This is a genomic window from Pseudomonas sp. NPDC088885, from assembly GCF_044750025.1.
GTDB lineage: Bacteria > Pseudomonadota > Gammaproteobacteria > Pseudomonadales > Pseudomonadaceae > Aquipseudomonas > Aquipseudomonas rustica.
Genome location: NZ_JBIVJB010000200.1, coordinates 1316 through 3086, shown reverse-complemented (window position 1 = coordinate 3086; position 1771 = coordinate 1316). Strand labels below are relative to the sequence as shown.

General features: G+C 57.4%; 1 protein-coding gene. It reads left to right on the top strand.

The annotated features are described in order from the left end of the window. On the top strand, positions 1 to 1771 hold a 1771-nt coding region (fadB, locus tag ACIP1X_RS28405), incomplete at both ends, for a fatty acid oxidation complex subunit alpha FadB (protein ID WP_400755917.1).

The window sequence follows — 1771 nt, the reverse complement described above, 5'->3', positions numbered from 1 at the left end:
CGGCGGCGCCGACATCACCGAATTTGTCGAGAACTTCAAGCTGCCGGATGCCGAGCTGGTTGCTGGCAATCTCGAAGCCAACAAGATCTTCAGCGATTTCGAAGACCTCAATGTTCCGACCGTAGCGGCCATCAATGGCATCGCTCTGGGCGGCGGTCTGGAAATGTGCTTGGCGGCTGACTATCGCGTCATGTCGACCAAAGCCAAGATCGGTCTGCCGGAAGTCAAACTGGGCATCTACCCAGGCTTCGGCGGCACCGTGCGTCTGCCGCGCCTGATCGGTGCCGACAACGCCATCGAGTGGATTGCCTCCGGCAAGGAAAACCGCCCTGAAGACGCGCTGAAAGTCAGTGCCGTCGACGCTGTGGTTGCTCCGGAAAAACTGCAGGAAGCGGCTCTTGAGCTGATCAAACGCGCCATGTCCGGCGAGTTCGATTACAAGGCCAAGCGTCAGCCGAAGCTGGATAAGCTCAAGCTGAACGCCATTGAACAAATGATGGCTTTCGAAACCGCCAAAGGTTTCGTTGCCGGTCAGGCTGGCCCGAACTACCCGGCGCCGGTTGAAGCGATCAAGACCATCCAGAAAGCTGCGAACTTCGGTCGTGACAAGGCGCTGGAAGTCGAAGCTGCCGGTTTCGTCAAACTGGCCAAGACCTCTGCTGCGCAGAGCTTGATCGGTCTGTTCCTGAACGATCAGGAACTGAAGAAAAAGGCCAAGGCCTACGACGAAATCGCCAAAGACGTGAAGCAGGCTGCTGTATTGGGCGCCGGCATCATGGGTGGCGGTATTGCTTATCAGTCGGCCTCCAAAGGTACGCCGATCCTGATGAAGGACATCAACGAGCACGGTATCGAGCAGGGTCTGGCCGAAGCCGCCAAACTGCTGGTTGGCCGCGTTGATAAAGGTCGCATGACCGCTGCGAAAATGGCTGAAGTGCTCAACGCCATTCGCCCAACCCTGTCCTACGGCGACTTCGGTCACGTCGATCTGGTTGTCGAAGCTGTTGTCGAGAATCCGAAGGTCAAGCAAGCTGTATTGGCTGAAGTTGAAGACAAGGTCAAAGAGGACACCATCCTCGCGTCCAACACGTCGACCATTTCCATCAGCCTGCTGGCGAAAGCCCTCAAGCGTCCGGAAAACTTCGTCGGCATGCACTTCTTCAACCCGGTGCACATGATGCCGCTGGTGGAAGTGATCCGTGGCGAGAAGTCGAGTGAGCTGGCTGTTGCCACCACCGTTGCTTACGCCAAGAAAATGGGCAAGAACCCGATCGTCGTCAACGACTGCCCGGGCTTCCTGGTCAACCGCGTACTGTTCCCGTACTTCGGCGGTTTCGCCAAACTGGTCAGCGCCGGTGTGGATTTCGTCCGTATCGACAAGGTCATGGAAAAATTCGGCTGGCCAATGGGCCCGGCATACCTGATGGACGTGGTCGGCATCGACACCGGTCACCACGGTCGTGACGTAATGGCTGAAGGTTTCCCGGATCGCATGAAGGATGACCGTCGCACGGCCATCGACGTGCTGTACGAGGCCAAGCGTCTGGGTCAGAAAAACGGCAAGGGCTTCTACGCCTACGAAGCCGACAAGAAAGGCAAGCAGAAGAAAGTCGCCGATCCATCGGTACTCGAAGTGCTCAAGCCGATCGTTTACGAGCAGCGCGAAGTCACTGACGAAGACATCATCAACTGGATGATGATCCCGCTGTGCCTGGAAACCGTGCGTTGCCTGGAAGACGGCATCGTTGAAACCGCCGCCGAAGCCGACATG